This is a genomic window from Spongisporangium articulatum, assembly GCF_044465595.1.
Classification (GTDB): domain Bacteria; phylum Actinomycetota; class Actinomycetes; order Actinomycetales; family Kineosporiaceae; genus Spongisporangium; species Spongisporangium articulatum.
Map to the genome: position 1 here is coordinate 43,334 of NZ_JBITLV010000003.1, position 22,303 is coordinate 65,636.

The following is a 22,303-nucleotide window of genomic DNA, read 5'->3' on the forward strand; positions in this document are numbered from 1 at the left end:
CGCGCGGGTCTCCCCCGAACCGGTGCTGACGTCGTCCGCGGAGGTGTCACCTCCGATCGACGCGGGGGTTCCGGTGGCGGGCGCTTCTGCGGTCACGGGATGCTCCTCCGTCACGAGGCCGAGGAGCCCATTCCACCATCAGAGCCCGCCCCACCCAACGTCGGGCGTGTCGATTCAGACCGTCGGGACGGTTCCGCCGTCGATCACGTACTCGGCGCCCACGATCGCCGCCGCGCGGTCCGAGACGAGAAACCCCACCAGGTCGGCGATCTCGTCGGTCGTCGCGAATCGCCCCAGCGGCACTCCCCCGAGCGAGTCGAAGATCGATCGCCTGGCCTCCTCACGGGCCAGTCCGTTGCCCTCCGCGAGCCGGTCGACGAAAGCCTCGTAGGCCTCGGTCTCGATCCCGCCCGGGCTGATCGCGTTGACCCGCACACCGCGCGGCGCCAGTTCGTTGGCCAGCCCCTTGCTGTAGGTACGCAGCGCGCCCTTCGCCGCGGCGTAGGCCAGAGTCGCGTCATACAGAGGCATCTCACGCTGGATCGACGTGAAGTGCAGCACCGAGCCCGACCCGGCCTCGATCATCGCGGGCAGAAGCGCTCGATCCAGTCGCACGGCCCCGAGGAGGTTGAGGTTCAACTCCGCGAGCCACTGCTCGTCGGTGATGACCGCGAAGCCGCCGGGTGGCGTCGACGACCCACCGACGACGTGCACGAGGATGTCGAGCGCGCCTCCCTCGGAGACTCGGGCGGCCACGGCGTCGACGCCGTCGATCGTCGAGGTGTCCGCCTCGATGAACCGGTCCGGGTGCTTGTACCCCTCGGGCATCGTCCGGGCCGTGGTGTACACATCGGCACCCATCTCCCGCAGTCTCTGGACGACCGCCTTGCCCGACCCCTTCGACCCGCCCGTGACCAGCGCCCGGCGACCGTCGAGCCGATCGCGACCTGAACCAGACATCTCCCTCTCCTCTGAAACGTGAACCGTCGAGCCCTTGGCCGGTGGCGGTCAGACGGGGTCGATCACGAGATCCGTGACGCGGTCGTCCTCGATGGCGAAGACGAACGCGAAGGACAGCGGACCACCCGGGAAATCGCCGTCCCCGGAAGCCACCAGCCGGTCGCCCTCGAACGAGGTCGGGGTGAGCACGATCCGGGGGGGCGATCAGGTGACTCCGGATCCACGCGCCGATCTCGGCCGCCCCGGTGTGGGTCCTTCCGTCGTCGCGCACGGTGGCCCCGTCGCCGAAGATCGCGCTCAGCGCGTCCGCGTCATGCGCGTTGGTGGCCGCGACGAAGGTGTCGACGGCCACGGGCAGGGTGATGTCGTCCATTGGTTGTTCCGCTCTCTCAGTGTCCTCACGGGTGCCTGACACGAGTGAATGTAGCAGCGCTATATAGCGGTGTATAGCAGGCTCCTGCATCGCGTTACACATCGCTACACTGACTCACGTGGGCCGAGACGATGAGACAGACGAGACACCGGAAGCCGCCGCACGCATCGGCTCCGCCCGTGACCGTCTGCTGACCGCGACCACCCAACTCCTGGAGGAGAAAGCCCCCGCGGAGCCCTCCACCCGGGAGATCTGCGCCCGCGCCGGGGTCCAGGCCCCGACGCTCTACCACCACTTCGGCAACAAGCAGGGCCTCGTCGACGAGGTCCTCAACCACGGTTTCAGCCAGTACCTCGACGACGGTTCCGGGGACGCGCTCGACAGGGTCCGGGCCGGCTGGGAGAAGCACGTCGACTTCGGGTTGGACCACCCGGCGTACTACGCACTCCTCTACGGGCGGGTTCGCGAGGGGATCCCCTGCGCGATCACCGGCCCCGCCTTGGAGCGCCTGACCAGGCTGTTCGGCGAGCTCGCGGCCGACGGACGGCTGCTGACGACGGCCCAGGAGGCGGCCGAACGTCTGTTGGCCGCCAATGTCGGCATCACGCTGGCGCTGATCGCCCAACCGCCGGGCCACAGGGATGCCCAGCTGTCCCTCGCCACGCGCGAGGCCATCCTGACCAGCGTCCTCGCCGCCCAAGACGAGACGACGGGCGACGACGCCGCCGGCGCGCGAACGCTGCTGGCGGCCCGACTGCGCGCCTCGCTCGACGCCGGTGACACGGAATTGTCGCCCGGCGAGGTCGCACTGCTCGGCGAGCTGCTGTCGAAGCTGGCGAGCTCGGCGCCGGGTACGGGGCCTGGCGGACCGCGCTAGACCACACCATCCGTACCGTCCCGGGGGCGGTCGACATGGGCGGCACTCCGATCTAATATCTCTCCCAGAGATAGCTCTACCAGAGGGATATTCATGTCTGAAGAACTCACACCCACGGCTCGCACGATCCTGGGTTTCCTCGCCACCCATCCGCGCTCGGGTTACGAGATCCGGGAGGCGGCCCGACGGGCTGTCTCCTTCTTCTGGGGCGTGAGCGACGGTCAGCTCTACCCGCAGCTGAAGCTGCTGGCGGCTCGTGGGCTGATCGAGACGGTGGACCCACCCGAGGGCCCGCGCGCCCGCCAGCTCTGGAGACTCACCGATGAGGGCCGGGAGGCGTTCCTGGCCTGGCTACGGGAACCGTCCAAGGCGTTGCAGACCCGCGACGAGAATCTGGTCAAGATCCTCTTCGCCGCACAGCTCGACCGGGCCGAGGCGGTCCGGCTGATCCAGGAGCGCCGCGAGTCGTTCCGGTGGCTGCATGATCACCTGGCCTCCGTCGCCACCCGCACCGGCTGGACCGACGAGGAACGACAGGCGTCGCTGCCCACCCCCGACTACATCCGCGACTACGGGCTCGAGTTCGCCCAGACGGCGATCGACTGGTGCGACCGGGTCGAGGCCGACCTGTCCAGGAGCCGACCGTGACCGTCATGCGAGTCATTCTCACGCTGGGGGGCTTCGGCTCGGTCCTCACCGGGGCGATCGAATGCGGTCCGGAGGCGCGACCCCTGACCAGGGTGCTCGGGGGCGCCCTCGTCGCGGTCGGGCTGCTGCTCTGGTGGCTGGTCGCCCGGCTACGCCGCCCAGGCGCCACGAGCGGACGACGGGCCGTTCCCCTGACCGCCGCCGCCCTGGCCGGTCTCACCGGCGCCGGGCTCGTCGTCGCCCTCGTGCCGGCGAACCTCCCGGTCTCGGCGAACGCCCCGGCGCTGTCCGACGACCAGAGCCCGACCACACCGCCGGAGCCCGACCCGACCGGGTACCTGCGGGCGAGCGACGGCACCCGGCTCGCGTACTTCGCCGACGTCCCGGCCGACCCGGTCGCGACGCTCGTCTTCTACCACGGGTCGGGAGCCAACGAGGGCGCCGGCTACCTGGACTTCGGACGCCAAGTGGCCGACCGCTACCACGTCGCCACGTACCTGTTCGACATGCGCGGTCACGGGAAGTCCGGCGGACGGCGCGGCGACGCACCCAGCCGGCGACAGATGTTCGCGGACACCCGGACCGCGGTCGACTTCGTCAAGCACACGAACCCGCGGCTGCCCGAGTACGTCGGCGGCCACTCGGCCGGGGCCGGCCTCGTCCTCAACAGCGAGAGCCGCATCGACCACGAGGTGGCCGGGTACGTGTACCTCGCCCCCGACTTCGGGCTGCATTCCGGGACCGAAAGACATTCGGAAGCAGCGAATTTCGCCACCATCAGCCACCGGGTCCTGATCGCCGACGTCCTGACCGGCGGCCTGCTCGACGCGCACGCCTACGCCGTGGCTTTCGCCTACGCGCCGGCGGAGATCCATCGGGCCGGGCTGGTCAGCCGCTACACCTCGACGATGGCGATCGCCCAGAACGCCGGCCACAGCGCGGCCGTCCTGGCCGGCACGCACCGGCCGGTCGGCGTCTGGGTCGGTTCCGACGACGAGGTCTTCGACCCCGCCGCGGTGCGCACCTTCGCCCGGCACGCGCCCCGGGCGACGACACAGATCGTCGCCGGCGCCGACCACCTCGGTGTCATCAACCGCAGCATCGACTCCGTCGGCACCTGGCTGGATCGTCGCGCAGCCGCGTATTCGGCTGCGTACCCGGCTGCGCCGCAAGCACACTGAGGAGAATCCCCATGATCGAGCCGACCACGACGCGGCCCCTCGGGGCCCGCACCCCGGCGATGCTGACCGTGGCCGCCGCGGCTCTGACCGGCGCCGTGTTCCTCGCCCCGCAGCGGTTGGCCGGGGGCGGCCTGCACGACCGGGCCCAGATCGGTGCGGCCTTCCGCGCCGCGGTAGCCGGCTACTGGAGCTCGGGGGCCCGCAACTACCCGCCCGCGCTGCAGCACGTGGTCGACTACTGGTTGCGGTTCCACCTGATCAAGACGGGCGTGGCCATCCTGCTGTTGGGGGTGCTCGGCGTGCTGACCGTCCGGCTCTGGAGGGAGTTCGCGCGAGCCGGCGGGCGCCCTCGGGGACGTCGGGCCGCGCTCGGCGCGGTCGGCGCCGCCGTCACGCTGTCGACGGCGTTCGTGCTGGCGATGGTCATGGCCAACCTGCAGGGGGCCGTGGCGCCCTTCTCGTCCCTGTTGCCGATGGAGTTGGACAAGACCTCGGACCCGGCCACCACCCGACTACTGGCCCAGGCAAGGCTCCAGTTGGCGGGTTCTCATCGGGTCGACGGCTACACCCCACCTGCGCTCGACGTCATGGTGGGCGACTGCGCCCGCTACCACGTCGCGATGGCGGTGATCGCCGTCGTCCTCCTGATCGCCTCCGTCGGCCTCGGCGTGCTGCTCTGGCGCGGCCGGGCGCGATCGGCCGACCGCCGAACCCGACGGGTGATCGGTTGGGCGGCAGGGTTCACAGCGCTGCCGGCGCTTTTCGCCGTCCTGCTGCTGGTCGCGAACACGGGTGTCGCGCGCGACCCCGCGCCGGCCCTGCTGGCCCTGTTCGACGGCGGGTTCTGAGGAGGGTCCGCCCCCGGCTGCTCAGCCCGGTATGTCCATCAGGCCGCGCGCGATGAGGTCGTCGGCCGTGTCCGCCACGGTCGTCGCCCACGGCCGGGGCCGCCAGCCCAGCTGCTCGCGCGCCCGGTCGTTGTGGATGACGGGCCGGGGCAGGTCGTCGCCGGGCGCCTCCTCGGTCGGCACCCGGTCGGCGGCCGGGCCGAGTCGCTCGCGGAGGACCCGGGCGATCTGGAGGTAGTCGATGGTCGGACCGTCGGCGACGGCCAGGTACCGCTTTCCCGCCGCCTCGGGGGCGGCCATCGCCCGCAGGTGGAGGTCCGCGACGTCGCGGACGTCGACCAGGCCGAACCGGGCCCGGGGCGCCACGGGCATCGCACCCTCCAGCATCATCCGGACCAGTTGCACGGTGGAGCGCACCTCGGTCGTGAGCGCGGGACCGAGGATGAACGTCGGGTTGACGACCACCAGTTCGGTGTCCCCGCCGCCCCGCTCCAGGGCGTCCCACGCGGCCCGCTCGGCCACCGTCTTCGAGAGCGGGTAAGGCGCCAGTCCCGGCGTGGCGGGGTCGGTCCAGTCGTGCTCGGTGAACTCCGCACCCGGCTTCGGGGTGTACCCGATCGCGGCGAACGACGACGTCAGGACGAGGCGCCGAGCACCGGCCTCGCGCACGGCATGCAGCACCCGCAGGGTGCCCTCCCGGGCGGGCCCGACCACCTGGTCGGGGTCGTCAGGTGCCGTGAGCGGGAACGGCGTGGCCGTGTGGAAGACCTCGTCGACCCCGGCGGCGGCGGCCGCCCAACCGGCGTCGAACTCCAGGTCGGCCACCACCAGTTCCAGGCCGGCGTCGTCGGCCCCACCGCGTCGGACCGCGTCCCGCAGCCCGGTCTCGGCCGCCGTCGAGCGGGCCGTGACCCGCACCGGCCGGCCGGACCGCAGCAGCGCGGCGACCAGATGCGTCCCGAGGTAGCCGGTTCCGCCGGTGACCAGGACGGGGCGGCTCGCCGCGCTCACGCGATCACCCGCAGCTCGAGCCCGGCCCGCCGGACCTCGTCGGTCGCCTCGGTCTCGGCCGCGGCGTCCTGCCGGTCCCGGGCGTCCCACATGGCCGCCTTCGCCCGGAGGTACGCCAGCCGGACCCGCTTGGCCGCCATCTCCTCCTCGACCCGCTCGGCGTGCTGGAGGAGGAGATCACGTTGCTCGGCAGCCGTCTCGCCGCGCCGCTCGAGGTTGGCCACGTAACGGCGCATGTCCTCGATGCCCATGCCGACCGCCCGCAGGCACGACAGCGTCTGCACCACGCGGACGTCGTCCGCGCCGTACATCCGGTGGCTGTTCTCGTCACGCTCGACCGGCCCGATCAGGCCGACCTGCTCGTAATAGCGCAGGGTCGGCCCGCTCAGCCCGCTCTCCCGCGCGACCTCGTGAATGCTCATCGCCGTCATGTCCCGACCCTGTCACCCCTCAAGCGCTTGAAGGCAAGGGCGACGCGGACGGCATCGTTTCGGTGGAGGGCCGGGCGTAGTGTCCGACCGTGTCAGGTACCGACTGGCAGCTCGCGCACGTCACCGTCGCCCGGTTGCGCTTCCCGCCCGGCGACCGTCGCTGCGCCGAACTCGTCAGCGCGCTGGACCAGGTCTACGCGCTGGCGGACCACGCGCCGGGTTTGGTCTGGCGACGGCCCACCACGCGCGAATCGCTGGTTCCGGACGGGTCGGCGGGCTTCATGGTCAACGTCTCTGTGTGGACGGACTACCTGCGCCTGCACGAGTACACCTACCGGACCCGGCACATGCACCACCTGCGCCGCCGGGCCGCGTGGTTCGAGCCGAGCGAACACCCGACGTCCGCGCTGTGGTGGGTGACCGCCGGCAGCAGGCCCACCGACGCGCAGGCGCGCGCCCGCCTCGCGCAGCTGCGCCGGTACGGCCCCACACCCCAGGCGTTCACGATGCGCCGGCGCTTCACGCCCGACGGACGACGTGACATCCCCTGGACCTCGCGACCGGCGGGCCGTCGCCCGTGACGCGTTCGGGCACGATCAGGCCCCCGGGGCGGCACCCGTCCGCGAGGCCCGCCACGCGACGAGGACGTCGGCGATGCTCCGCGCCCAGCCGTCGATCTCGGCCCAGTCGCGGTCGTCCTCGTCGCTCGCCCGCAGGGCCGCCACGACGACCCGTTCTCCCCGTCCGAGCCCGTCGCGCCGCAGCCGCCCGGCGAAGGTCCGGTGCTGGACGACGCCGAGGCCCGCGACGACGTCCGGCGCAGCCTCGACCTCGGCCTGGTCCCGGTGCATCACCGATTCGACGGGGCCGCTGCTGAAACTCCACACCGGCAGCTGCTCCAGCAGCTGCCGGTTCTCGCGGACGAAGTCACGAGCGGCCCTCAGCCACTGACCGAAGTAGACGGCGCTCCCGACGACGACCGCGTCGTACGCCTCCACGGCCGGCCTCGGGCCGTACGCGCCGGGCTCGGGCAACCTCACCACGTCCACCCCGAGGCCCGCGTGAGCGAGCGCCGACCCGATCCGATCGGCGATCTCCTCGGTGGATCCGTGCCGTGTCGCGACGGCGACCAGGACCGACATCGACGTTCTCCCCTCCTACGACTGCTGCGACTCCGACGACTCCGACGAACCGACACCAGCAGCGTGCGATCCGGCCGGATCGGCGACCAGGGTCGAAAGGGACGGCGGAGCCGGGACCTAGTGCTCTGGGGAGCGGCGGGCGGGGCCGCGACAGTGGTCACGGATCGCGGCCCGGGCGGACGGCGCCGCGCTGATCGAGAGGGACGGACCATGCCGGAGCTTCCCCAGGGACCGCAGCTGCCCAAGGGCGTCGTGGTGGGCTACGACGGCACCCTGTCCGCGGACTCGGCCGTGCGCTGGGCGGCCGCTGAGGCCGCGCGACGCGGGCGTCCCCTGACCGTCGTGCACGCGGCCGACTACGCGTTGATCCCCGGGCCGATGGGGGCACCGCCCTACCGGCCGGACCTGGCCGAGAAGTCCGCCGCCCGCATCGTGTCGGCCGGCATCGAGGTGGCGAAGAGCGAATTCCCCGACGTCGAGGTCGCCGGCCGCACGGTGATCGCGGGGGTGACCCAGACGCTGGTCGACCTGTCCCGGGACGCGGACCTGCTCGTCGTCGGCTCGCACGGTCACTCCGAGGTCGGGGCCGTTCTCCTCGGCTCCGTGGCCCTGACCGCGACGGCGCACGCCCACTGTCCGGTGGTCGTCGTCCGGGACGGGGCGGCGCTGCCCGGACCGGAGCACCCCGTCGTCGTGGGGACCGACGGCTCCGACAGCTGCACGCAGGCGGTCCGGTTCGCCGCCGACCAGGCCGCCGAGCGGGGCGCGGCACTGACGATCGTGGCGGTCAGCCCCACGATCGGCTCGCCCGTCTGGACCGAGGCGGTCGGCCTCTCCCTGGAGGCCGGTGGGCGCGTCGAGTTCCAGAAGATCATGACGGCCGAGGCGCACGAGACCGTCTCGGCCGCCGCGCAGCTCGTCCGCACGACCCACCCCGCCCTGCCGATCACCGAACGGATCATCGAGGGCCGCGCCGCCGACGGACTGGTCGAAGCGGCCCGCGGCGCAGGTCTTCTCGTCGTCGGCTCACGCGGACGAGGGGCCTTCACCGGACTGCTCCTCGGCTCCGTGGGGCACGGCTGCCTCCTGCGCGCGACCTGTCCTGTCGCCATCGTCCGGTGACGTGACGATGTCCCCCACCCGCACCGACGCCGGCCCCGCGGCCGGCACCACGACCCTCAGGGGGACGACGGAGCGCCCGCGGCGGCGGCGGCTGGTCGTCGGCTTCGATCGCCGGCCCGCGTCCCGGGCCGCCCTGCGCTGGGCGACCGTGGAGGCCGCCCGCACGAACGCCGACGTGCTCGTCGTCCTGGCCGAACCCTCGGCCCCCCGAGGTCCGGGCCGGGGTCCGGCAGCGGAACCGCCCGCCCTCGACGCGTTGTCGGCCGCCTGCGACGAGGTCACCACGTTCACCGGCGGCCTCGTGGGGTGTGCCGCCCTCACCGGCCCTGGTCGGGGTGGCCAGGTCCTCGGTGCCGTGGCGCGGCCGGACGATCTGGTGGTGCTGGGCTGCGACGACGGCCCGCACCAGGCCACGACCGGGCTCTGCGCTGCGGCCACCCAGGGTCTCGACCGCGGTCACGGGGTCGTCCTCGTCGGCCGGCGGGTGCCCGCCGTCCCCGTGGAGCGGTACGTGACCTCCTCGTTGTGGGACCCCGACGGCGACGTCCACGCCTGGCTGGTCGCCCAGGCCGCGCACCGTCGGATCTGCGTCCTCACGATCGGCGTGGCCGACGGGACCGCGTCCGGCGGCGGTGAGCTGCAGCTCGTGCACGACCTGTTCACCGGCGCCCTACGGGCCGGTCTGGACGATCCGACGGCGGTCGAGGACCTGGTCGTGGACACCACCTGGGAGACCGGTATCCGGCAGCACGCCTCCGGCGGCGACCTCGTGGTGCTGCCGGGCGCGGCGGCGGAGTTCGTCACCCCGGGCGCCCTGCCCTGCCCGGTTCTGCTGCTCCCGGCTCCCGCGCTCCCGGCTCCCGCACCGCCCGCCTACGCCTGAAACTTCATGACCGGCAGGACAACTCGGAGGACGACGTGGGTGGGCTGAGCTCCGACGAGGCGGCCCGCCGGCTCCTGCAGTACGGGCCCAACGCGCTACCCCAGGGGCGGCGCCTGTCCTGGGCGCGCGAACTGCTCAAGCAGCTCACCCATCCGCTGGCCCTGCTGCTGTGGGGTGCGGCCGCGCTCTCCTGGCCGGCCGGGACGCCGACGCTGACCTACGCCATCATCGGCGTCATCCTGCTCAACGCCGCCCTGGCGTTCTGGCAGGAACGGCAGGCCGTGAACTCCGTGGAGGCCCTGTCGGCCTACCTGCCCCCGCAGGCGTTGGTGCTGCGGGACGGCGTGCCCCACCACATCGACGCGGCGCAGGTGGTGCCGGGTGACCTCCTCCTCCTCGAGGAGGGCGCCGCCGTCCCGGCCGACGCCCGCCTGGTCGACGGGGCCGTCGAGGTGGACCTGAGCGCCCTGACCGGTGAGTCGGTACCCGTGCTCCGGGAGGCGGGCGGCGCCCGGCCGCCGGTCGGCGGGCGCGCGGCCACCGACCTGCACCGGGCCGACCGGGTGTTCCGCGGGACCCTCTGTACGTCCGGCGCCGCGCGGGCCGAGGTCACGGCCACCGGAGGAGCCACCGAGATCGGCCGGATCGCGGCCCTGACCGGCCACACCGCAGGTGGCGAGAGCCCGCTGGAAGGCCAGGTCCGGCGCGCCGCCTGGTTGATCGCCGTGATCGCGGTCGCCGTGGGGGCCGCCTTCCTACCGCTCGGCATGTTCGCCGGCCTCGGCCTCGGCTCCGCGCTCGTCTTCGCCGTCGGCCTGCTCGTGGCCAACGTCCCCGAAGGCCTGTTGCCGACCATCACGCTGGCGCTGGCCGCAGGCGTGCGCAGCCTGGCCGGTCGGGGCGCCGTCGTGAAGCGCCTGTCCGCGGTCGAGACGCTCGGCTCCACCACCGTCATCTGCACCGACAAGACCGGCACGCTCACCGAGAACCGGATGCACGTCGAGGCCCACGTCCTGTGCGGCGGGGCCTCGGACGACGAGCTGGCCACCGCGCTGCGTCGGTGCACCGAGGCCCACCTGGACGGCGACGGCGGCGGTGACCCGACGGAGACGGCCCTGCTCCGCTTCGCGGGTGACCGGCCCGGTCCGGACGCCGGCCGGCGGTACGCCGTCCACCGGTTCGACCCGCACCTGCGACGCATGACGACGGTGACGGAGACCGGGACCGGGGCGGTCGTCACCACCAAGGGCGCGCCGGAGGCGGTGCTGCCGCTGTGCGACGACACGCAGTCACGGGAAGCGGCGAACGACGCCGTCCGGCAGCTGGCGAGCCGCGGGCTGCGGGTGCTGGCCGTGGCCACCGCGCGGCTCACGGGACCGGTCCCCGACCGGCGCGAGGACGTCGAGACCCGGCTCCGGCTGGTGGGTCTCGTGGGTCTGATGGACCCCGCCCGGCCCGCCGTGGCCGACGCCGTGGCCACCTGTCACCGGGCGGGCGTGCGGATCCACGTGATCAGCGGCGACAACCCCCTGACCGTCGCCGCCGTCGCGCGCTCGGTCGGAATCGGCGACGAGGGCAGTCCGGTGCTGACCGGTGAGCAGTTGGCCTCGGACGCCGACGAGGCCCTGGATCTGGTGCTGCACGGCGGGCACGAGGTGGTCTTCGCCCGGACCACTCCGGAGGACAAGCTGCGCATCGCCGACCTGCTGTCCCGTCGCGGGGACGTCGTGGCGATGACCGGCGACGGGGTCAACGACGCGCCCGCCCTTCGTCGGGCGGACATCGGGATCGCCATGGGGCGCAGCGGGACGGACGTCGCCCGCGAGGCGGCCACCATGGTGCTGACCGACGACGACTTCGCCACCATCGTGGCCGCGGTCGAGGAGGGACGCCGGGTCTACGACAACGTCCGCAAGTTCATCCTCTACATCTTCGCGCACGCCGTGCCGGAGGTCGTTCCCTTCCTGCTGTTCGCCCTGTCGGGCGGGGCCGTCCCGCTGCCCCTGACCGTGCTGCAGATCCTGGCGATCGATCTCGGCACGGAGACGTTGCCGGCGCTGGCCCTGGGCCGGGAGCCCGCCGAACCCGGCCTGATGGACCAGCCACCCCGGCCGCGCCGGGCCGGGGTGATCAACCGGCGGATGCTGGTCCGCGCCTGGGCGGTACTGGGCTCGGTCTCCGCCGCCCTGACGCTCTTCGCCTTCCTGCAGGTGCTCTGGCGGGCGGGCTGGCACCCGGGGGCCGCGGTCGGACCGGGCAGCGCCCTGCACCACGCCTACCTGCAGGCCACCACGGCCTCTTTCGCCGCCATCGTGGCCTGCCAGGTGGGCACCGCGTTCGCCGCCCGCACCGACCGGGTCTCCCTCCTGACGGTCGGAGTGACCACCAACCGGCTGCTGCTCGGTGGCGTCGCCGTCGAGCTGCTGTTCGGGTTCGCGGTGATCTATGCGCCACCGCTGCAGGCGGTGTTCGGCACCGCCGCGCTCGACGGCGCGACCCTCGCCCTGCTGGCCCCCTTCCCGTTCCTGGTGTGGGGGGTGGACGAGCTGTTCCGCCGGGCCGGCCGGCGCTCATCGGTCGAGCTGGCCGGGGAAGCCTGAGATCTCGGAGGCGGGCCGGCCCGACGGTCTCGGGACGACCATCACCGGGCAGGAGGCCCGGTGCACCGCCCAGTGGGTGGCCGAACCGAGCATGCCCAGGACGCCGCCCCACCCTCGGGACCCGAGTACGAGCAGCGCGGCCGGTTGCGCCACGTCGACCAGGACCTGGCCGGGGGCGCCCTCGACGACGACGGGCGTCACCTTCAGGTCGGGGCGGTTCGCGGTCGCCGCCACCGCCGCGTGGGCCGCGACCGCGTCCGCCGCCTGCTTCGACAGGTCCGCGAACTCCCCGTCCCCCGCGGACTCCCCCGGCCGCCCGCCGTCCGTCCACGGCTGCGTCCGCCGCGCGGGATAGGCGGTGACGACGATCAACTCCGCACCGGCGCGCTCGGCCGCCTCGGCGGCGGCCGCGAGCGCCACGCCCGAGGCGGACGACCCGTCCACCCCGACGACCACCGGACGCGTGGGCCCGGGGACCCGGCCGGCGTCGCCCCGGGCCACGACTACCGGGCAGAGGGCGTGCACGGCAACGGCGTACGCCACCGAACCGAGCACTCCGGAGGCCGGATCCACGTGACCGTGGGTGCCGAGCACCAGCAGGTCCGCCGAACGCGAGGCGCGCACCAGCGTCGTGGCCACCCGGGCGGTCGCCGCCAGCGCGGCGACATCCACCCCCGGCGCCCGTTCCCGGGCCCGGCGCGCCCCCGTCTCCGCCGTCCCGGCCTGGGAACCAGGCGCCCTGGCGACGTCGGCCCCGGGGGCGAACCTCGCCGGCGGCAGCCCGAACGCTCCGGCGAGCGGATCACTCACGTGCAGGACGGTGAGCGGCCGGTGTGCACGCCGCGCCTCACCGGCCGCCCAGTCCAACGCGACCCGACCCGGGGCCGAACCGTCGTAACCGACGACGATCCGACCGGCCTGGGTGTCGAGAACCTCGGCTGCACTGTCGTTTTCCATGCCTGCTCCCGGTGCGGACCGTTACGCGTCGCGCCCCGTGGTCCGCCGCTGCGTCGAGGATGCGTCGCCCGGAAGGACCCCGGCCAGGGGCTAAGGTCCCGCCGCCTGCGGTCGTCGGCGACCACCGTCCGGACACCCCGGGACGAAGGACCCTGTCCGCGCCCCGGTGCGGGTGACGGAATGGAGCCCACACCTCGCACGGACGGAGAGACGGATGGCTGCACCGGAGATCGACCTGCGCGACGGGCACGTCCTGGTCGGGGTGGACGGGATGTCCGACCCCGAACAGATGTTCCTCGCGGCCTGCGTGGAGGCCGACCGACTGCACGCCCGCCTCAGCGTCGTCACGGTGGTCCCGGGCGCGGGCGACGACCGGCAGCCGCCCCTGGAGCACCTGCGCCACGCGGTGGCCGGGTCGCCCGCCCTGCGCGGGCGGCCGGTGGGCATCTTCTGCTGGAGCGAGGACGACGTCCGCGCCGGTACCGGCCCCCTGCGCGAGGCGCGTCTGGTGGTCCTCGGCTCGCGGGGTCGCTACGACCGGATGCCGCTGGGCCTGACGTCGCTCGGCCGGGTACTGCTGAAGGCGGCCGCCTCACCGGTGCTCTTCGTGCCCGAACGGCCCACGGCGCCGGGCCCCGACGCGGGCCGCCGGACCCGCCCACCCGTCGTCCTGGCCTGCGTCGGTGAGCACCCGGACGACGCCGGTGTCGTGCACGCCGCCGCGGCCGAGGCCCACCAGCGCGGCTGGCCGCTGCACGTCGTCCACGCCCACCCGACGCACGCGGCGAGCGCCGACGCCGACGTCGCCCGCGCCTGGTGCGAGCTCACCGCCACGATCGCCACCGCCGCTGCCCTGCCCGACCGGACCTCGTTCACCCTGACCCGACAGACCGCGGCGACCGCACTGCAGGAGCAGCTGCCGGACGCCGGGCTGCTGGTCGTCGGCGCGCGACCGGCCGCGGTCTACGGCCTGGTCCGCGACTCGATCAGCCGGACCGCGATCGAGCAGAGCCCGGTCCCGGTCCTGGTCGTCCCCCGAACATCCCAACAACACCACGAGATCCGACTCACGGACAGGACCGTGTCATGACTGCGCACCCCACCATCGAACAACTGGTCGGCCTCGAGGGACGGACCGCGGTGGTCACCGGCGCCGCCATGGGCATCGGCCTCGCCGTGGCCACCCGCCTGGCCGAGGCCGGCGCGGGTGTCGTCCTGGCCGACGTGGAGGCGGAGGCCGTGGCGGGCGCGGCCAAGGAACTCACGGACGCCGGACTGCGGGTCGCCGAGTTCTGCGGTGACGTGAGTGACCCGGGCGCGGCGCAGGAGATGGTCGCCACGGCCGTGCGGACGTTCGGCGGCCTCGACGTCCTGGTCAACAACGCCGGCATCTACCCGAACCTCTCGATGCTGGAGATCACCCCGGACCAGTTCGACCGGGTCCTCGCGGTCAACCTGCGTGGCGTGCACCTGGCCACCCAGGCCGCGGCCCGGCAGATGATCACCCAGGGCCGGGGTGGGCGGATCGTCAACGTGACGTCGATCGACGCGCTGCACCCGTCGTCGATCGGACTCGCCGCCTACGACGCGTCGAAGCACGGCGTGTGGGGCTACACGAAGAACACCGCGCTCGAGCTGGCGCCACACCGGATCTGGGTCAACGCCCTCGCTCCGGGCGGGGTCGCCACCCCCGGGGTGCAACAGTCCACGGCGGCGATGGGCGCCGTCGACCTCGAGCAGCTGATGGCGGCGTTCACGGCCCGCATCCCGATGGGCCGGCTCGGCGAGCCCGACGACATCGCGCGGGCGGCGCTGTTCCTGGCCAGCGACCTGTCCTCCTACGTCACCGGCGCCCAGCTGGTCGTCGACGGGGGCGTCCTGCTGCGCTGACGTCAGGCTGACGTCAGGCTGACGTCAGGCTGACATCAGGTGCAGCCCCCGACGACGGACTGCACCGAATCCTCCACCGCTGCCTCGGTATCCACGTCCTGCGCCTCGGGCCAGGGCTCGAACGCCGCGGCCAGGGCGGCACCGACGGCCGGTCCGGCGTCGGAGGCGTCCCCCCGACGCCGGGCCAGCCGGTCGCGGGCGGTCGCCGGGGAGGTCCGGCACCGGAACTGTTCCAGGCGCGAGGCCGTCGCGGTGGCGACGGCCTCCGCCTGCCACCGGTGCTCGCTCCTCCCCCACGTCGCGTCCAGCACCACCGATTCGCCGAGGCCGAGCAACTCCCCCGCGCGCGCGATCATCGTCGCGTACGTGGCGTCGGTGGCGGCCGGTGTGTACAGCCCCCGGCCGAGGGCCGCGCCGGCCGGACCCAGCGGGTCCAGGCCCGCCGACTCCTTCCGGATCCGGTCGGAGCGCAGGAGGACCGCCCCCATCCGGTCGGCCACACCGGCCGCCACGGTGGACTTGCCGGTCCCGGGCGCACCGCCCACCAGGACCATCCGCGGCTCGGCCCGCCGCAACCGTCGCAGCGCGAGATCCACGAGCTGCCGGGCGGTGTCGGCCGCCGCCGCGTCGCCCTGCGCCCAGCGCAGCGCCGCGACCTTGGCCCGCATCGTCGCCCGGTAGGCCACGTAGTGATCGCCGAGTCCGGCGGGGCCCGGGTCACCCGAGAACTCGCCGAACCAGCGCAGGAAGCGGACCGCGTGGCGCCCCGCCCCGAGGCGCTCCAGGTCCATGGCCAGGCACGCGGCGTCGTCCAGGGCGTCGAGCGCGCGCAGGGCCGGGTCGAACTCCAGGCAGTCCAGCACCCGCGGGCCGTCGTCGAGGCAGAAGATGTCGTCCGCCAGCAGGTCGCCGTGCCCGTCGCGGACGTGACCGTGCTCGATCCGCGACGTCAGCAGCCGGTGCCGGCCGGCCACGTAGCGCAGGGCCAGCTCCCGGACCTGCTCGAGCGGCTCGGGGTCGACCACCCGTCCGACGAAACCGTCGAGGGCGTCGAGGTTGTCGGTCCACCGCCGGCCCAGGGCCTCCGGGGTGCCCTGCGCGTCGATCGACCCCGACCGCCGCGCCGTGGCGTGGTGCGCGGCCAGCAACCGGGCCACCACGCGCAGGCCGTCGTCGACGTCCTCGCCCGCGGCGATCAGCGCGGACAGCCGCCGGTCGCCGGGCATCCGCCGCATCACCACGGCCCACTCACACGCGTCCGGTGACGACGTCCCGTCGGGACGCTGGGTGAGCCGGACGTCGGCGACGCCGAGGTACACGTCGGGGGCGAAGCGGCGGTTGAGCGTCACCTCGTCACGACAGGCCCGCTCGCGGGCGGCCCCCGTACGCCAGTCGACGAAGCCGAGATCGAGCGCCTTCTTCACCTTGACGGCGAGATCGCCGGTGAAGAAGACGGTAGCGCAATGGGTTTCGACGACCCCGCTGGAGCGGGCCACGTCTGCGCGGAGCGCGGGCACGGGCATGGGCACGGGCATGGGAGACCTCCTCGCGACCCAGGTCATCACCCCGGACGGCACGGCGGCACGGGCCGTAGGTCCCGGGAAGGTCCCGAGTGCCTCGGGCCGGTCGTCGGGACGAACTGCCCTGGGCCGCGCACCGGCCGCAGTGAAGGGTGGAAGGCACGACCACGAAAGGACAGGCGATGCGCGCGCAGAGCACCGGTGAGGCACCCGACCGGGTCGTCGTGGCCTTCGACGCCGGATGGCAACCCGAGAAACTGCTGACGCTGGCCGCCGCCGAGGCGTTGCGGCGCCGCCAGGCCCTGTCGATCGTCACGCTCGTCCACACCCCGGCCGACGACGCGCCGACGCCGACGGACGAGAACCGGTGGACCGGGCCGGGCGCCGTGAGCATCCGCCTCGCCCGCATCGGCGACGACCTCGCCCAACACTTCCCGACGCTGCCGGTCGCGACGCACTGCCTGGACTACCGCGACGTCGCGCCGGGCCAGCCCGTCCTGTCCCGGGCGAGTCTGCTCGTGATCGGAGCCCGAGATCTGCACGGGCACCTCGCGTTCGCCCCCGACTCCGCGAGCAACCGGTTCCTCGCCGCGATGGGCTGCCCGGTCCTGACGCTGACCGAGGCGGCCCTCGCACGCGAGCCCCGGCTCGGCGTGGGCCAGATCGTGGCCGCCCTCTCGGGTGAGGCCTCGGACAGCGGCGTCGGGGAGATCGCCGCCCGTGAGGCGCTGCGCCGCGACGACGGGCTGCACGTCGTGCACAGCCTGGCGGATTCGGACGAGCCGCTCGGGCGCGCGGCCGTGCGCGGTCTGGACGCCGTGGCCGCCTCGATCCCCGCCCTTCCCGCGCAGACCGAGTCGGGTGGCGTCGTCGACATCACCCTGACCCGGGAGCCGGCGGTCGGGTGCCTCCTGCGGGCCTCGCGCACCGCGCATCTGATCGTGCTCGGCAGCCGGGCCGGATCCCTGACCGGGGCCGTCATGGGATCGGTCAGCCGGACCGTCGTCGCCTCGGCCCAGTGCCCGGTCCTCGTCGTGCGTGCCGAGGACGCGCTCCTGCAGGAGCAGGCGCTGACCCGGTCCATCCGCCGGTCGCCCCGACCGGCGGCCTCCACCCCGACCCGTTGAGGGGCCGGGCCCGACCCAGGGAGACATGATGAAGGCAGCCGTGGTCACCGATTTCGGCGAACCCCTGCACGTGCGAGAGATCCCGCGCCCGGAACCCGGCCCCGGCCAGGTCCTCGTGCGGATGGAGGCGTCCGGGCTGTGTCACACCGACATCCACGCCGCCCGTGGCGACTGGCCCGTGAAGCCCTCCCTCCCCTTCACCCCCGGCCACGAGGGCATCGGCACCGTGGTCGAACTCGGCTCCGGGGTCACCACCCGCCGTCCGGGCGACCGCGTGGCGATCGCCTGGCTGGGGCACGCCTGCGGCCACTGCGACTACTGCGTCAGCGGCTGGGAGACCCTGTGCCTGCAGCAGCGCAACAGCGGCTACTCCGTGGACGGCGCGCTCGCCGAGTACGCCGTCGCGGACGCCGACTACGTCGTGCCCGTCCCCGACGCCCTCTCGTCGCTGGACGCCGCCCCGCTCACGTGCGCCGGCGTCACCACCTACAAGGCCGTGAAGGTCGCCGACATCCGCCCGGCCGAACGGGTCGCCGTGTTCGGGATCGGCGGGCTGGGCCACCTCGCGCTGCAGTACGCACGGTTGCGCGGGGCGCTGGTGACCGCCGTCGACGTCGTAGACGAGAAGCTCGAACTCGCCAGGGATCTCGGTGCGGACGACGTCGTGAACGCGGCCGCGACCGACGCGGTCGAGGCGCTCCAGGCGCAGGGCGGGGTGGACGTCGCCATCGCGCTGGCGGCCGCACCCGAGTCGTTCGAGCAGGCCTTCCGGTCCCTGCGCCGCGGCGGCCGGCTCGTCTGCGTCGGCCTGCCGGCCGGCGGCACGATGGAGATCCCGATCTTCGACACGGTGCTGAAGGGGATCAGCATCATCGGCTCCATCGTCGGCACCCGGCAGGACCTGGCCGAGGTCTTCGCGCTGCACGCCGCAGGCCGCACGTCGGTCCTGTCCGAGCACCGCAAGCTCGACGACGTCAACGACTGCATCGCCGAGGTGCTGGCCGGCCACGTCCCGGCCCGCGTCGTGTTCGAGTTCTGAACGGTTCTGAAGGGCTCTGAAGGGTTCTGAACGGCTCTGAAGGTGGGCGTGATGGGAAACATGAACTGGTGGAACGACATGCCGATGCACGACGACGGCGCCGGGATCGGGCTCTGGCTGCTGCTCCTTCTCGTGGCCGGAGCCGTCATCTGGTACTGGCTGACCCCGCACCCCGGCCGTGCCCCCGGCCGGGCCCCCGGCCGCGATGCCGAGCAGGTGCTGCGGGACCGGTTCGCCCGCGGTGAGATCGACGCCGAGGAGTACCGGTCCCGGCTGCGCACCCTGCGTGACGGCACGGCCCCGCAGGACGACCCCGGTCAGGTCCGGGGACACCCCTGATGGACGGATCCCGCCTGTCGGAGGGCATCGAGGCGCTGCTGGCCGACGGGCGGGTGACCCGGATCCGGCCCGTGCGGCCCGGCGACGAACCGGCACTCGCCCGGCTGCACGAGGCCGCCTCGGACGCCAGCCTGCGCACCCGGTTCTTCACCCTCGGGCGGTCCGGAGCCCGCCGGTACGCCGAGCACCTCGCCCGCAGCAGCGACCATCTCGCCCTGGTGGCGGTGACGGACGACGAGATCATCGGTGTGGGGTCGGCCGAACTCCCGCGCGAGGTGGGCGACGAGAAGCCGACCGGTCCCACCACGGCCGAGGTGGCGCTGCTGGTGGCCGAGCCCTGGCAGGGACACGGGGTCGGCACCCTCTTGCTCGAACACCTGGCCGCGGCCGGGCGGGCGGCCGGGATCACCGCGTTCACGGCCGACCTGTTGTCCGACAACGCGGCGATGCTCGACGTCTTCCGCGGCGTCGGACTGGACCTCCACGACGCGGGGACGACGGCCGGCGTCCGGTCCCTGACCGTGAACCTGGGGCGCACCGAGCTGTCCGACGCGTTCCTGCGCGAACGCGAGCAGATCGCCGAGCAACTGTCGATGGCCTCGGTGCTGGCGCCCGACAGCGTGGCCGTGGTCGGCGTCGGGCGTCACGGCCACGGGGTGGGCAAGGCGGTCCTCGCCAACCTCGTGGACGGCGGCTTCCCCGGCCCCGTGGCCGCCGTGAACCAGCACCTGTCCCGCGGGTCGACGCTCGACGGCGTGCCGGTGTTCCGATCGCTGTCCGAGATCCCCTGGCCCCTCGACCTGGTCGTCGTCGCGGTGCCCGCCTCCCAGGCCGCCGCTGTGCTGGAGGACGCCGGTCGGGCGGGGGCCGGCGCGGCCGTCGTCCTGTCGTCGGGTTTCGAGCGATCGGCCGCGCGGGGCCTGGCCACCCTCGCCCACCGGTACGGCATGCGTCTGGTGGGGCCGAACTGCCTCGGGGTACTGAACAGCGATCCCGACGTGCGGCTGAACGCCACATTCGACTCGTTGCCGCTGACGCCCGAGGTCGCGTCCGGCGTCGCGTTGGCCTCGCAGTCGGGCGGGCTGGGCATCGCCGTTCTCGACGCCGCCGCCCGGCGGCACCTGCCGGTGGCGGCGTTCGTGTCACTCGGCGACAAGGTCGATGTGAGCGGCAACGACCTCCTGCTGGCCTGGCGGCACGACCCGCACGTGCGGGTCGTCGGGCTCTACCTGGAGTCCATCGGCAACCCGCGGCGGTTCCGGCGGATCGCGGCGCAGACGGCGGCCGCGACCCCGGTCGTGGCCCTGCGCAGCGGCCGCACAGCGGCGGGCGCGCGGGCCACCGCGTCGCACACGGCCGCCGTCGCCCGGCCGGACGCGGTGGCCGCCGCCCTGCTGCGCGACAGTGGCGTCATCGCGGCCGACACGAGCGAGCAACTGCTCGACGTGCTGCATCTCCTGACCCGGCAGCCCCTGCCCGCCGGCACCCGGGTCGCGGTACTCGGCAACGCCGGTGGGCCGGGTGCGCTCGCCGCCGACGCGGTCGTGCGGGCCGGCGGCACCGTTCCCGTCCTCGACGACCGGACGGGCGCCGAACTGCACCGCGCCGTCCCGGACGCCCCGGCCGTCGACAACCCGCTGGACCTGGGCGCGGGAGCCGACGCCGACGGCTACCGGCACGCCCTGCGGGCGGTCTACGCATCGGGTCAGGTCGACGCCGTGCTCGCCGTGCACGCCACGGTCCGGACCCGGCCCGCCGGAGGAGTGGTCGCGGCCGTGGAGGCGGAGGCCGCCCGGCCGGGTGCGCTGCCGACGGCGGCCGTCCTGATCGGTTCACCGGCGCCCGTCGACTCGTGCGTGCCGTGGTTCGAGTTCCCGGAGGGGGCTGCCCTCGCGCTGGTGCGGGCCGGGGACGCCGGTCGGTGGCGGGCCCGGGACCACGCGCCGCTGTCGGACGTTCCGGACGACGGCCGCCCGGGCCTCGACACGGCCGGGCTGCGCCGGTGGGTCACCACGTGCGCCCGGAACGACGAGGGGCGCGTCGCAGCCGGCGACGCCCTCGGGCTGCTGGACCTGATCGGTGTGCCCCACGCCCGGACCGACGTGGTCACCGGCCCGGTCGAGGCCGCGCGCCTGGCCCGGCGATGGGCGGTGCCGGTCGTGGTGAAGTCCGGCACGGGTGGACCGGGGCACCGCACGGGGGCCGGTGGGGTCGTGCTCGACGTCCCGGACCCGGACGCGGCCGCCGCGGCGTGCCGGGAGGTGATGGCCGCGACCGGGTGCACGGACGTCCTGGTCCAGGAGCGGCGCGCCGGTGGGTTCGAGCTCCTGGTCGGGGTGTCCGCACCGGCGGGCGGACTACCCGTCGTGGTGGTGGGGGCCGGAGGCGTCCAGGAGAGCCTGCTCGCCGACCACGCCATGCGCTCGCTGCCGCTGGAACGCGGGACGGCGGCCCGGATGCTGGCCGAACTCCGTCTCGCGCCGGTGTTCTCGGGCTTCCGCGGAACTCCCCCGCTCGACCGGGCGGCCGTCGTCTCCGTGCTCGAGCGGATCTCCCGGCTGGCGGACGTCGTGCCGGAGATCTGCGAGCTGGACCTGAACCCGCTCATCGTGACGCCCGCCGGCGTGGTCGCCGTCGACGTGAAGGTCCGCCTGCTCACGCCCGGGCAGCACCGCACCCCGGACTCGGTGGTCGACGTGTGGTCCCGCGCCCTGGACCAGCCGACCTGAGAGCCCGCTCAGGCTGCGGCATCTGCACCGGAGGGCAGAACATTCAAGGCATCGGAGCGCACGGCCATCGGCTCCGTCTCGTGCCACACCTCCGAGTCTCCCGCGGGCTCCAGCACAGCCTCCTCCAGGACGGACGCAAAGGGCGACCGTTCTCGCAGGACGAGAGCGGTCGGGTCCAGACCCACGACGACGACCCTCGTCCCGAGCCTTTCCATCGTCGAGACGGCTCGGTCGAGCTCCCAGACCGACGCGGCGCAGAGATGGTCGACGCCGCGCAGATCGATGACCAACGGGCGGTCGGGAGCCGCACGGTGAGCGCCGTTCATTCCTTCCCGCACCAGCCCCATGCCGTCTCGTCCGGCCGTGCCGAAGACCGCGACCCGCATGTGGTCGGGCGCCGAGAGGCATACGCATTCGAGCCAGGACATGATCTTGTCTCCTTCTCCGGGACTGTCCTTCACCTCCACTCGACCAAACGACCCGGGCGCGGCCCAGGGCTGTTGGTCCTCACCGGACCGAGATCCCCCGCCGGTCGAAGGCGGTCGTCAAAGTCCCTGCCCGATAGGGACCTTCTGCCCTCGGCACGGGCTGTGCCGGCGCCTAGCGTCGAAGCCCGGACCACCGGA

The 22,303-nt window shown here is 73.8% G+C and carries 22 protein-coding genes; 14 read left to right on the plus strand and 8 right to left on the minus strand.

Annotated features, from left to right (window positions below; genetic code table 11):
- Positions 1-174: 174 nt before the first annotated feature.
- Positions 175-960, minus strand: coding sequence for an SDR family oxidoreductase (locus ACIB24_RS09870; RefSeq protein ID WP_398278927.1), 786 nt, complete (start codon positions 958-960; stop codon positions 175-177).
- Between the two features lie 48 nt (positions 961-1,008).
- A complete protein-coding gene (locus ACIB24_RS09875; RefSeq protein WP_398278930.1) occupies positions 1,009-1,149 on the minus strand; it encodes a hypothetical protein in 141 nt (46 codons plus the stop codon).
- 302 nt (positions 1,150-1,451) lie between these two features.
- Between ACIB24_RS09875 and ACIB24_RS09880 the strand changes: the two genes are divergently transcribed.
- The 4 genes from ACIB24_RS09880 (at position 1,452) to ACIB24_RS09895 (ending at position 4,887) form a co-directional block, all read left to right on the plus strand.
- Positions 1,452-2,210 (plus strand): TetR/AcrR family transcriptional regulator, encoded by a 759-nt coding sequence (locus tag ACIB24_RS09880; RefSeq protein ID WP_398278933.1) that lies wholly within the window; start codon positions 1,452-1,454, stop codon positions 2,208-2,210.
- A gap of 93 nt (positions 2,211-2,303) precedes the next feature.
- Positions 2,304-2,858, plus strand: a complete 555-nt coding sequence (locus ACIB24_RS09885; RefSeq protein WP_398278936.1) for a PadR family transcriptional regulator — start codon at positions 2,304-2,306, stop codon at positions 2,856-2,858.
- 5 nt (positions 2,859-2,863) lie between these two features.
- The gene (locus ACIB24_RS09890) at positions 2,864-4,039 is read left to right on the plus strand and encodes an alpha/beta fold hydrolase (RefSeq protein ID WP_398278939.1); all 1,176 of its coding nucleotides are present in this window, start codon (positions 2,864-2,866) and stop codon (positions 4,037-4,039) included.
- 11 nt (positions 4,040-4,050) lie between these two features.
- Positions 4,051-4,887, plus strand: coding sequence for a hypothetical protein (locus tag ACIB24_RS09895; protein ID WP_398278942.1), 837 nt, complete (start codon positions 4,051-4,053; stop codon positions 4,885-4,887).
- Between the two features lie 21 nt (positions 4,888-4,908).
- On the opposite strand, the gene ACIB24_RS09900 is transcribed toward ACIB24_RS09895, so the two are convergent.
- Positions 4,909-5,898: an NAD-dependent epimerase/dehydratase family protein gene (locus tag ACIB24_RS09900; RefSeq protein WP_398278945.1), complete on the minus strand. Its 990-nt coding sequence runs from the start codon at positions 5,896-5,898 to the stop codon at positions 4,909-4,911.
- Complete coding sequence (locus ACIB24_RS09905; protein ID WP_398278948.1) at positions 5,895-6,320, minus strand: MerR family transcriptional regulator; 426 nt, start codon at positions 6,318-6,320, stop codon at positions 5,895-5,897. Before ACIB24_RS09905 ends, ACIB24_RS09900 begins: the two co-directional genes overlap by 4 nt.
- Positions 6,321-6,418: 98 nt before the next feature.
- Here ACIB24_RS09905 and ACIB24_RS09910 point away from each other — a divergent pair, with 98 nt between their 5' ends.
- Positions 6,419-6,910, plus strand: coding sequence for a DUF3291 domain-containing protein (locus ACIB24_RS09910; protein ID WP_398278951.1), 492 nt, complete (start codon positions 6,419-6,421; stop codon positions 6,908-6,910).
- A 15-nt stretch (positions 6,911-6,925) separates the two neighbouring features.
- Here the strand turns inward: ACIB24_RS09910 and ACIB24_RS09915 are convergent, their stop codons facing one another.
- Complete coding sequence (locus tag ACIB24_RS09915; protein WP_398278954.1) at positions 6,926-7,471, minus strand: flavodoxin domain-containing protein; 546 nt, start codon at positions 7,469-7,471, stop codon at positions 6,926-6,928.
- Positions 7,472-7,681: 210 nt separating this feature from the next.
- Here ACIB24_RS09915 and ACIB24_RS09920 point away from each other — a divergent pair, with 210 nt between their 5' ends.
- Genes ACIB24_RS09920 through ACIB24_RS09930 form a run of 3 tightly spaced genes read left to right on the plus strand, consistent with a single transcriptional unit; the run spans position 7,682 to position 12,076 of the window.
- Positions 7,682-8,593: a universal stress protein gene (locus tag ACIB24_RS09920; RefSeq protein ID WP_398278957.1), complete on the plus strand. Its 912-nt coding sequence runs from the start codon at positions 7,682-7,684 to the stop codon at positions 8,591-8,593.
- Between the two features lies 1 nt (position 8,594).
- A complete protein-coding gene (locus ACIB24_RS09925) occupies positions 8,595-9,476 on the plus strand; it encodes a hypothetical protein (RefSeq protein ID WP_398278960.1) in 882 nt (293 codons plus the stop codon).
- Positions 9,477-9,511: 35 nt separating this feature from the next.
- Complete coding sequence (locus ACIB24_RS09930; RefSeq protein ID WP_398278963.1) at positions 9,512-12,076, plus strand: cation-translocating P-type ATPase; 2,565 nt, start codon at positions 9,512-9,514, stop codon at positions 12,074-12,076.
- On the opposite strand, the gene ACIB24_RS09935 is transcribed toward ACIB24_RS09930, so the two are convergent.
- On the minus strand, positions 12,047-13,033 hold the full coding sequence (locus ACIB24_RS09935; protein WP_398278966.1) for a universal stress protein: 987 nt from the start codon (positions 13,031-13,033) through the stop codon (positions 12,047-12,049). The genes ACIB24_RS09930 and ACIB24_RS09935 overlap by 30 nt on opposite strands.
- Positions 13,034-13,247: 214 nt before the next feature.
- On the opposite strand from ACIB24_RS09935, the gene ACIB24_RS09940 reads away from it, so the two are divergent.
- A complete protein-coding gene (locus ACIB24_RS09940) occupies positions 13,248-14,123 on the plus strand; it encodes a universal stress protein (protein WP_398278969.1) in 876 nt (291 codons plus the stop codon).
- On the plus strand, positions 14,120-14,923 hold the full coding sequence (locus ACIB24_RS09945) for an SDR family NAD(P)-dependent oxidoreductase (protein WP_398278972.1): 804 nt from the start codon (positions 14,120-14,122) through the stop codon (positions 14,921-14,923). Before ACIB24_RS09940 ends, ACIB24_RS09945 begins: the two co-directional genes overlap by 4 nt.
- 35 nt (positions 14,924-14,958) lie before the next feature.
- On the opposite strand, the gene ACIB24_RS09950 is transcribed toward ACIB24_RS09945, so the two are convergent.
- The gene (locus ACIB24_RS09950) at positions 14,959-16,458 is read right to left on the minus strand and encodes a bifunctional aminoglycoside phosphotransferase/ATP-binding protein (protein WP_398278975.1); all 1,500 of its coding nucleotides are present in this window, start codon (positions 16,456-16,458) and stop codon (positions 14,959-14,961) included.
- 167 nt (positions 16,459-16,625) lie between these two features.
- On the opposite strand from ACIB24_RS09950, the gene ACIB24_RS09955 reads away from it, so the two are divergent.
- From ACIB24_RS09955 to ACIB24_RS09970, 4 genes are read left to right on the plus strand one after another with little or no spacing between them, the layout of a single operon-like run.
- Positions 16,626-17,570 carry a universal stress protein gene (locus ACIB24_RS09955; RefSeq protein ID WP_398278978.1) on the plus strand — a complete coding sequence of 315 codons (945 nt, stop codon included), beginning with the start codon at positions 16,626-16,628 and terminating at the stop codon, positions 17,568-17,570.
- A 28-nt stretch (positions 17,571-17,598) separates the two neighbouring features.
- Complete coding sequence (gene adhP, locus ACIB24_RS09960) at positions 17,599-18,609, plus strand: alcohol dehydrogenase AdhP (protein ID WP_398278981.1); 1,011 nt, start codon at positions 17,599-17,601, stop codon at positions 18,607-18,609.
- A 51-nt stretch (positions 18,610-18,660) separates the two neighbouring features.
- Entirely contained in the window at positions 18,661-18,948 is a 288-nt protein-coding gene (locus ACIB24_RS09965) for an SHOCT domain-containing protein (RefSeq protein WP_398278983.1), read from the plus strand.
- Positions 18,948-21,677, plus strand: coding sequence for a bifunctional acetate--CoA ligase family protein/GNAT family N-acetyltransferase (locus tag ACIB24_RS09970; protein WP_398278986.1), 2,730 nt, complete (start codon positions 18,948-18,950; stop codon positions 21,675-21,677). The genes ACIB24_RS09965 and ACIB24_RS09970 overlap by 1 nt, the downstream gene beginning before the upstream one ends.
- Positions 21,678-21,685: 8 nt before the next feature.
- Here the strand turns inward: ACIB24_RS09970 and ACIB24_RS09975 are convergent, their stop codons facing one another.
- A complete protein-coding gene (locus ACIB24_RS09975) occupies positions 21,686-22,144 on the minus strand; it encodes a hypothetical protein (RefSeq protein ID WP_398278989.1) in 459 nt (152 codons plus the stop codon).
- Positions 22,145-22,303: the final 159 nt, after the last annotated feature.

Bases quoted from the DNA above. Each gene is read 5' to 3' on its own strand.
- ACIB24_RS09905 (WP_398278948.1), bottom strand. From the start codon at position 6,320: ATGAGCATTCACGAGGTCGCGCGGGAGAGCGGGCTGAGCGGGCCGACC.
- ACIB24_RS09970 (WP_398278986.1), top strand. From the start codon at position 18,948: ATGGACGGATCCCGCCTGTCGGAGGGCATCGAGGCGCTGCTGGCCGAC.
- ACIB24_RS09885 (WP_398278936.1), top strand. From the start codon at position 2,304: ATGTCTGAAGAACTCACACCCACGGCTCGCACGATCCTGGGTTTCCTC.
- ACIB24_RS09890 (WP_398278939.1), top strand. From the start codon at position 2,864: ATGCGAGTCATTCTCACGCTGGGGGGCTTCGGCTCGGTCCTCACCGGG.
- ACIB24_RS09965 (WP_398278983.1), top strand. From the start codon at position 18,661: ATGGGAAACATGAACTGGTGGAACGACATGCCGATGCACGACGACGGC.
- ACIB24_RS09920 (WP_398278957.1), top strand. From the start codon at position 7,682: ATGCCGGAGCTTCCCCAGGGACCGCAGCTGCCCAAGGGCGTCGTGGTG.
- ACIB24_RS09895 (WP_398278942.1), top strand. From the start codon at position 4,051: ATGATCGAGCCGACCACGACGCGGCCCCTCGGGGCCCGCACCCCGGCG.
- adhP (WP_398278981.1), top strand. From the start codon at position 17,599: ATGAAGGCAGCCGTGGTCACCGATTTCGGCGAACCCCTGCACGTGCGA.
- ACIB24_RS09940 (WP_398278969.1), top strand. From the start codon at position 13,248: ATGGCTGCACCGGAGATCGACCTGCGCGACGGGCACGTCCTGGTCGGG.
- ACIB24_RS09955 (WP_398278978.1), top strand. From the start codon at position 16,626: ATGCGCGCGCAGAGCACCGGTGAGGCACCCGACCGGGTCGTCGTGGCC.
- ACIB24_RS09945 (WP_398278972.1), top strand. From the start codon at position 14,120: ATGACTGCGCACCCCACCATCGAACAACTGGTCGGCCTCGAGGGACGG.
- ACIB24_RS09870 (WP_398278927.1), bottom strand. From the start codon at position 960: ATGTCTGGTTCAGGTCGCGATCGGCTCGACGGTCGCCGGGCGCTGGTC.
- ACIB24_RS09915 (WP_398278954.1), bottom strand. From the start codon at position 7,471: ATGTCGGTCCTGGTCGCCGTCGCGACACGGCACGGATCCACCGAGGAG.
- ACIB24_RS09950 (WP_398278975.1), bottom strand. From the start codon at position 16,458: ATGCCCGTGCCCATGCCCGTGCCCGCGCTCCGCGCAGACGTGGCCCGC.
- ACIB24_RS09935 (WP_398278966.1), bottom strand. From the start codon at position 13,033: ATGGAAAACGACAGTGCAGCCGAGGTTCTCGACACCCAGGCCGGTCGG.